The sequence below is a fragment of the Nocardioides pakistanensis genome, from assembly GCF_054781215.1.
In genome coordinates this window covers 44187-52153 of the sequence record NZ_BAAGUV010000047.1, presented here as the reverse complement: position 1 = coordinate 52153, position 7967 = coordinate 44187, and the positions used below count along the sequence as shown (strand labels likewise).

Annotated in this window: 6 protein-coding genes; 3 read left to right on the top strand and 3 right to left on the bottom strand. The window is 71.8% G+C overall.

Going from position 1 to position 7967, the window contains the following annotated elements:
• Positions 1-61: 61 nt before the first annotated feature.
• A complete protein-coding gene (locus ACYVIH_RS16950) occupies positions 62-1273 on the bottom strand; it encodes a fatty acid desaturase family protein (RefSeq protein WP_460870673.1) in 1212 nt (403 codons plus the stop codon).
• A gap of 26 nt (positions 1274-1299) precedes the next feature.
• Positions 1300-2427 carry a ferredoxin reductase gene (locus ACYVIH_RS16945; protein ID WP_460870672.1) on the bottom strand — a complete coding sequence of 376 codons (1128 nt, stop codon included), beginning with the start codon at positions 2425-2427 and terminating at the stop codon, positions 1300-1302.
• An 83-nt stretch (positions 2428-2510) separates the two neighbouring features.
• On the opposite strand from ACYVIH_RS16945, the gene ACYVIH_RS16940 reads away from it, so the two are divergent.
• Entirely contained in the window at positions 2511-3764 is a 1254-nt protein-coding gene (locus ACYVIH_RS16940) for a PucR family transcriptional regulator (RefSeq protein ID WP_460870671.1), read from the top strand.
• Between the two features lie 13 nt (positions 3765-3777).
• Here the strand turns inward: ACYVIH_RS16940 and ACYVIH_RS16935 are convergent, their stop codons facing one another.
• Positions 3778-4836: a DNA polymerase domain-containing protein gene (locus ACYVIH_RS16935; protein WP_460870670.1), complete on the bottom strand. Its 1059-nt coding sequence runs from the start codon at positions 4834-4836 to the stop codon at positions 3778-3780.
• Between the two features lie 163 nt (positions 4837-4999).
• Between ACYVIH_RS16935 and ACYVIH_RS16930 the strand changes: the two genes are divergently transcribed.
• Positions 5000-7474 carry a lamin tail domain-containing protein gene (locus ACYVIH_RS16930; RefSeq protein WP_460870669.1) on the top strand — a complete coding sequence of 825 codons (2475 nt, stop codon included), beginning with the start codon at positions 5000-5002 and terminating at the stop codon, positions 7472-7474.
• 85 nt (positions 7475-7559) lie between these two features.
• Complete coding sequence (msrB, locus tag ACYVIH_RS16925) at positions 7560-7964, top strand: peptide-methionine (R)-S-oxide reductase MsrB (RefSeq protein ID WP_460870668.1); 405 nt, start codon at positions 7560-7562, stop codon at positions 7962-7964.
• Positions 7965-7967: the final 3 nt, after the last annotated feature.

Genomic DNA, 7967 nt, shown 5'->3' with positions numbered 1-7967 from the left:
CTCGTCACCCTCGTCCAAGCCGCCTGGCGCCAAGGCCCCAGCGGCTAACTGCGAGATCGGGTCAGACGGCGACGCGCTCCGGCTCGTCCTGCCCGGCCGGCTTGGAGGTCGCGACCGGGACCAGTCGCGTGACCGGACGCGTGGCACCGCGGAGCCGGCGGGTGTGCTCCTCGACGAAACCGTTGGGCAGCGACAGCCGGATCACCTTCGACCAGGCCGAGGCCACCTGCTTGGGCAGCGGGCCGGAGGTGTAGCTCAACCCGTACTCGTCGAACAGCGCCTGCACCTTCGGCGCGATCTCCTGGTAGCGGTTGCTGGGCAGGTCGGGGAACAGATGGTGCTCGATCTGGTAGCTCAGGTTGCCGGTCATGATGTGCATCGCCTTGCCACCGGAGATGTTGGCCGAGCCGAGCATCTGGCGCAGGTACCACTCGCCGCGGGTCTCGTTGGCGGGGATCGCCTTCTTCTCGAAGGTCTCCACGCCCTCGGGGAAGTGGCCGCACATGATCACCGAGTGCGACCACAGGTTGCGCACCAGGTTGGCGACGAAGTTCGCGCTCAGCGTGGACACGAACGAGCCGGTGGGGATCGACAGCACCGGGTGAGCGACGTAGTCCTTGGTCATCTGCTGGCGGATCTTGCGCAGGGTCTTGCGCACGCCGTCCTTGAACTCCTTGCTCCGGCGCTCCTTGGGCACGCGCAGGTTGCGGCCCAGCTCGAGGTCGTAGGCGGCGATGCCGTACTCGAAGAAGCAGGCGTTGATGAAGTTCCACAACGGCTGGCCCAGGTGCATCGGGTGCCACCGCTGGTCCTCGTCGACCCGCATGATGCCGTAGCCGAGGTCGTTGTCCTTGCCGACGATGTTCGTGTAGGTGTGGTGGATTTCGTTGTGGCTGTGCTTCCAGCCCTCCGCGGTCGAGGCGTTGTCCCACTCCCAGGTGGTGGAGTGGATCTTCGGGTCGCGCATCCAGTCCCACTGCCCGTGCATCACGTTGTGCCCGATCTCCATGTTCTCCAGGATCTTGGAGATCGAGAGGCCCACGGTGCCCAGCACCCACGCGGGCGGGAACGACGAGGCGAGCAGCACCGCGCGGCTGCCGAGCTCGAGCTTGCGTTGTACGTCGATCACCCGGCGGATGTAGGCAGCGTCGCGCTCGCCGCGGGAGGCCACGACGTCGGCGCGGATCTCGTCGAGCCGGCGCCCGATCTCCTCGATGTCGTCGGGGGTGAGGTGGGCGATCGGGTTCTTGGCCTTCTTCTGCATCACGGTCATGGCAGGTCTCCTTGTCGCAGGATGGTCTAGAGGTCGATGTCGCAGGGGCCGGCGAAGGCCGAGACACAGGTCTGGATCTTCACCCCGTCGCCGGGCGCGGCGGTGGTCACCTCGCCGTTGCGCAGGTCGCGGACGGCGCCCTCGCGCAGCGGCACGACGCAGCCGAAGCAGATCCCCATCCGGCAGCCGGACGGCATGAGGACGCCGGCGGCCTCTCCGGCGTCGAGGATCGGGGTCGCCCCGTCGGCCTCGACGGTGACGCCGCTGGCGGTGAACCGCGCCGTGCCGCCCTCCCCCGGCTCGACGGTGCTGAGCCGGAACTGCTCGGTGAACAGCGGCAGGCCGCGCTGCGCGTGGTGCGCCTCGAGCGCGTCCAGCAGGCCGGCCGGTCCGCAGGCGAGCGTGGTCCGCTCGGCCAGGTCGGGCACGAGGTCGGTCAGCCGGTCCACGTCGAGGATCCCGTGCTCGTCGTCGTACCTGGCGACGAGCTCGATCAGCCCGGCGTCGTGCAGGGCCCGCAGGTCGGCGGCGAAGATCGACTGCGGGCGGCTGGGTGCGACGTGCACGACGACGATGTCGTAGCCCGCGCTGCGTGGCAGGCGCACCGGGCCGGTGTCGGTCACCGGGAACAGGTTGCGCAGCATGCCTACCACCGGCGTGATGCCCGACCCCGCGGTGACGAACAGCAGCCGGCCTCCGTCGGTGGGCAGCACGAACTCACCGGCCGCCTGCTCGAGGTGCACGAGCGTGCCGACCTTGGCCAGGCGGACCAGGTGGTTGCTGACCACCCCGTCCGGGACCGCCTTCACGGTGATCGAGATCCGGCCGTCGGCACGGGGGCCGTGGGTCAGCGAGTACGCCCGCCACTGGCGGACGCCGTCCACGTCGATGCCGATCCGCACGTACTGACCCGGCACGTGCCCGGCCCAGTCCGCCCCGGGACGGATCACCACGGTCGCCGCGTCGGCGGTCTCCGGGACGACCGCCTCGATCCGCCCGCGCAGGGCCGCACCCGCGCGCAGCGGGTTGACCAGGTCGAGGTAGTCCTCGGGCAGCAACGGCGTGGTGACTGCCTCGGCGAGCCGCCAGGCCCGGTCGCGCAGCCGCTTCGCGCCGTGGCGGCGGGGCGCGCTGTCGTGGACGAGTGACGTCATGACACCAGTCTGATGAGACCACGCGCTAGATTCATGACCGTACGACGTGAATCCATCCACCGGTTTTGTTCGGAGAGAACAACATGACGCAGCACGCGGGTCCCCCTCAGGCGAGCCGGACTGCCCGGGAGGCGGCCGAGCTGGAGCTCGACGAGGCGACCCTGGCGATCTTGCGGGCCCGGCTCCCGGAGGTCGCCGAGCACACCGTGAGCGCGATCATCGTGGAGGTGCCCGGCTACACCAACGCACTGGCCGGGCCGATGGGCGAGAACATCCGCCACGCCGTGCAGCTCGCGCTCGGCGGCTTCCTGAGCCTGGCCTCCCGGTCCCAGGGCACCCACGCAGGGACACCGCTGGCACCCGCGCTCGAGGGCGCCTACGCGCTGGGCCGCGGCGAGGCACGCAGCGGCCGGACGATGGACGCGCTCCTCGCCGCCTACCGGGTGGGGGCACGCGTCTCCTGGCGCGAGCTGTCGGCCACCGCCGTGCACGGCGGGCTGGAGCCGCAGACGCTGGCGAAGTTCGCGGAGCTGGTCTTCGCCTACATCGACGAGCTCTCCGCTGCGAGCGTCGCCGGCCACGCCGACGAGCTTGCCAACACCGGACGGCTTCGGCGCCGGCATCTCGAGCGGCTGGGGCGGCACCTGCTCGCGGGCGCGCCGGCCGACCAGCTCGCCGCTGCCGCGGACCGGGCCGAGTGGGTCCCCCCGCGAAGCCTGACCGCCGTGCTCCTGCCCAGTGCCCACGTGCGAGGGGCGCTGGGGGTGCTCGACCCCCGCACGCTCCAGCCCGAGGAGGACGCGCCCGAGCTCGACGGTCTCGGCGACGGCGAGCTCGCGGTGCTGCTGGTCCCCGACGCCGAACAGGGCTCCCGGGCAGGGCTCTTCCGCGCACTGCGCGGCCATCGCGCCGTCGTCGGACCGGCGCGCCCGTGGACCGGGGTCCGGGAGTCGTTCCTGCGGGCGGTGCGCGCCCAGCAGCTCGGGCTCGGCGCGACCGGCGGCGACCCCGTGGACACCGAGCGGTACCTGCCCGCACTGGTCCTCCACGCCGACCCGTCCGCGATGACAGACCTCCGGGCGCAGGTGCTTCAGCCACTGCAGGACCTCCGCCCGACGACGGCGGAGCGCCTCGCCGAGACCCTCCGCGAGTGGCTGCTGCACCACGGCCGCCGCGAGGACGTGGCAGCAGCGCTGCACGTCCACCCGCAGACGGTCCGCTACCGGATGGGCCAGCTCCGCGACCTGTACGGCGACCGGCTGACCGACCCCGACACGGTGCTCGCACTGACCGTCGCACTCGGCGCGGACCGGGCCGCCCGCCCGCTCGGCAGCTGAACCGCGGTGTTGCCTACCAGTTCGCGGGGTTCTTCTTGCTCGGCTGCACGCGCGGCGGCTCTCCGGGCATCTTCGGGTAGTCCGGCGGGTACGGCATCTCGCCCAGCCCCCGCTCGACGTCCTGCTCCCACAGCGCCAGCAGCGGCTCGAGGGAGTGATGGTGCTCGTCGATCCCCTCGTGCGGGTCGCCGAGGTCGGCGAAGCGGGCCGGCACGGTGTGCAGGTTCAGGGCACGGGGGTCCACCTCCGGCAGCTCGTCCCAGGTCACCGGCGTCGACACCGGAGCACCGGGGACAGCGCGGAGGCTGTAGGCGCCGGCGATCGTGCGGTCGCGCGAGTTCTGGTTGTAGTCCACGAAGACGTTCTCGCCGCGCTCCTCCTTCCACCAGCTGGTGGTGACGCCCGGCGTGCGCCGGCCGAGCTCGCGTCCGAACGCGATCGCGGCGTGCCGGACGTCGGTGAACGACCAGCGCGGCTCGATGCGCACGTAGATGTGCACGCCCCGGTTGCCGCTGGTCTTCGGGAACCCGCGCAGCCCGAGCTCCTCGAGCAGCTCCCGGGCGGCACCGGCCACCCGCACCGCTTCGGCGAACCCGGTGCCGGGCTGCGGGTCGAGGTCGATCCGCAGCTCGTCGGGGTGGTCGACGTCCTCGCGGCGCACCGGCCACGGGTGGAAGGTCAGCGTGCCCATCTGCGCCGCCCAGGCGACCACCGCCGGCTCGGTCGGGCAGACCTCGTCGGCGGTGCGCCCCGAGGGAAAGGTGATGGTGGCCGTCTCGACGTACTCCGGAGCGCCCTTGGGCACCCGCTTCTGGTAGAACGCGTCGCCGTGGTCGCCGGAGCGGGTGGACAACGTGATCCCCTCGTGGACGCCCTTGGGCCACCGCTCGAGCGTGGTCGGTCGGCGGTCCAGCGCACGCATGATCCCCGGCGCCACCGCCAGGTAGTACTCCACGACCATCAGCTTGGTGACCTCTGCGGTGCTCTCCGTCGCCGGGTAGATCACCCGGTCGGGGTTGGTCACCCGCACGGGGCGTCCGGCGGCGTCGATCTCGGTCGCAGGGCTGGCCATGCGGCCCAATCTAGGGCCGCGGGGTCCGGTGGGCGAACATCTGGACAACTCGTGCGAAAACACGGCCCCGGACCATCGACGCAGCCCGGGTCCTTTACCTACAGTGGCGCCAGCCCCGGGAGGACCTCCCGCGGTGTCACGACTACCACGGAGGATCTCCCACGTGACTCGACCATCTCGGGCCCTGGTTGGTGTCGCGGCACTCGCGGTCGCCGGCTCCCTCACACTCCCGGTCCTGCCCGCCGTCGCGGTCTCCCCCGACGTCGTCATCTCCGAGGTGTACGGCGGTGGCGGCAACTCCGGTGCCACGCTGCGCAACGACTTCGTCGAGCTGCACAACCTCGGCAGCGCCGCCGTGGACCTCGAGGGCTGGTCGGTGCAGTACGCCTCGGCCGGCGGCAGCACCTGGCAGGTGACCGGGCTGACCGGGCGGATCGAGCCCGGCGAGCGGTACCTCGTCCAGCAGGCCGAGGGCGCCGGCGGCAACGAGGAGCTCCCCACGCCCGACGCGGTCGGCAACATCTCGATGTCGGCGACCAGCGGCAGGGTCGCCCTGGTCACCACCACCGCGGCCCTGCCCTGCGGCCCCGACTGCGACCGGCACGAGACGGTCCGCGACTTCGTCGGCTTCGGCAGCGCCAACGACGCGGAGACCACACCGGCCCCGTCGCCGAGCAACACCGAGTCGGCCTCGCGCAGAGGCAGCGACACCGACGTCAACTCCGCGGACTTCACCGTCGGCGCGCCGACCCCCGAGAGCACCGGCCGCGGGGTCGAGGAGCCGCCGGAGGAGCCTGTCGAGGGTGTCGCCGGGCTGGCGATCCACGACGTGCAGGGCGCAGCACACCTCTCGCCGTACGCCGGCGACACCGTGCTGGACGTCCCGGGCGTGGTGACCGCCACCAAGAGCGACGGGTTCTGGATGCAGGCCACGACGCCGGACGACGACATCGCCACCAGCGAGGGCCTCTACGTCTACAAGCCGAGGACGATGCCCGCCGTCGGCGACCGCGTGCTGGTCACCGGCGACGTCGTGGAGTACCGCCCCGGTGGCGCGAGCGGCGACAACCTGACCATCACCGAGCTCACCGGCACCCCGACGGTTGAGGTCGTCGGCACCACGGACCTGCCCGCCGCCACCCTCGTCGGGCCCGGCGGTCGGGTCCCGCCGAGCGACGTGATCGACGACGACGCCACGGGCTCGGTCGAGACCAGCGGCAGCTTCGACGCGGCCACGGACGGGATCGACTTCTGGGAGTCGATGGAGGGCATGCTGCTCGCGGTCGAGGACGCCCGGGCCACCGGCCCCACCTCACGGTTCGGCGAGCTGCCCGTGGTCACCGCCGGCGCCGAGCCCGCCACTCCGCGCGGCGGGGTCCACGTGGCGCCCGAGGACTTCAACCCCGAGCGGATCATCCTCGACGACGTGCTCGCCGCGGTCCCGACCGCGCACGTGGGCGACCGGCTCCCCGGTACGACGGTCGGGGTGCTCGACTACTCCTTCGCGAACTTCAAGCTGCTCCCCCTGGTCGCGCCGACCGTGCAGGCCGGCGGGCTGAGCCGCGAGACCACCCCCGCCGCCCGCGGCGGGGAGCTGTCCATCGCCTCCTACAACGTCGAGAACCTCGACGCGCTCGACCCGCAGGAGAAGTTCGACGCCCTGGCCCGGCAGATCGTGGACAACCTCGGCTCCCCCGACGTGATCGGTCTGGAAGAGGTCCAGGACGACAGCGGCCCGGAGGACGACGGAACCACCACGGCCGAGGAGACGCTGCGGCTGCTGACCGAGGCGATCGCCCGTGCCGGCGGCCCGGCGTACGACTGGCGCCAGATCGACCCGGTCGACCTGGCCGAGGGCGGCGAGCCCGGCGGCAACATCCGGGTGGCGTTCTTGTTCAACACCGACCGCGACGTGGAGTTCGTCGACCGCGGCACGCCGACCTCGAGCACACCTGCCACGGTGGTCACCGGCCCCGACGGCGAGGCACACCTGGTCACCTCACCGGCGCGCGTGGCCCCCGACTCCCCCGCCTGGGCCGGCTCGCGGGTGCCGCTCGTGGGTGAGTTCCGCCGGCAGGGGAAGACCTTCTTCGCGATCGCGAACCACTTCAGCTCCAAGGGCGGCGACGACCCGCTCTTCGGCCGCTGGCAGCCTCCGGTGCGCACCTCGGAGGTGGACCGGCACCAGCAGGCACGCGAGGTCCGTGACTTCGTCGACGAGCTGCTCGCCGCAGATCCGGACGCGAAGGTCGCGGTGGTCGGCGACATCAACGACTTCGAGTTCTCCGAGACCGTCGACATCCTCGTCGGCGCCGGCGAGACCGCGCTGACCGACCTGCCCCGCACCCTCCCGGCCGGCGAGCGCTACACCTACGTCTACGAGGGCAACAGCCAGGTGCTCGACCACATCCTGCTCTCCCCCGGGTTCGTCGCGGCCGGTTACGACTACGACATCGTCCACGTCAACGCCGAGTTCGCCGACCAGATCTCCGACCACGACCCGCAGGTGGTCCGGATCGCCGCGACCAGGGGTGAGCACGGCAAGGGCGGGCACGGCAAGGCGCGCGGACATCACAAGAAGCACGGCAAGGGTCATCACAAGGGCCGGGGTCGCGGCCACGACCGGCACCACCGCTGACCGAGCCGGGTCGTGTGGTTCGGCGCGCGCCCAGGCGCGCGCTGCGCCCCACGACCGGCTTGGCGGTGTCGGTAGCGTGGGGCACATGAGCTACCCGGTTTCCAAGAGCGACGCGGAGTGGCGCGAGCAGCTGTCCCCGCAGGAGTACGCCGTGCTGCGCCAGGCCGGCACCGAGCCGGCCTTCACCGGCGAGTACACCGACACGAAGACCACCGGCGTCTACCGCTGCCGTGCCTGTGACGCCGAGCTGTTCCGCTCCGACACCAAGTTCGAGTCGCACTGCGGCTGGCCGTCGTTCTACGCCCCGCTGGCCGAGGACCGCGTGGAGTACATCGAGGACACGTCGTTCGGCATGAAGCGGATCGAGGTGCGCTGCGCGAGCTGCGGCTCACACCTCGGCCACGTCTTCGAGGGCGAGGGCTACGGCACCCCGACCGACCAGCGCTACTGCATCAACTCGATCAGCCTCACGCTCGAGCCCGCCGAGTAGCTC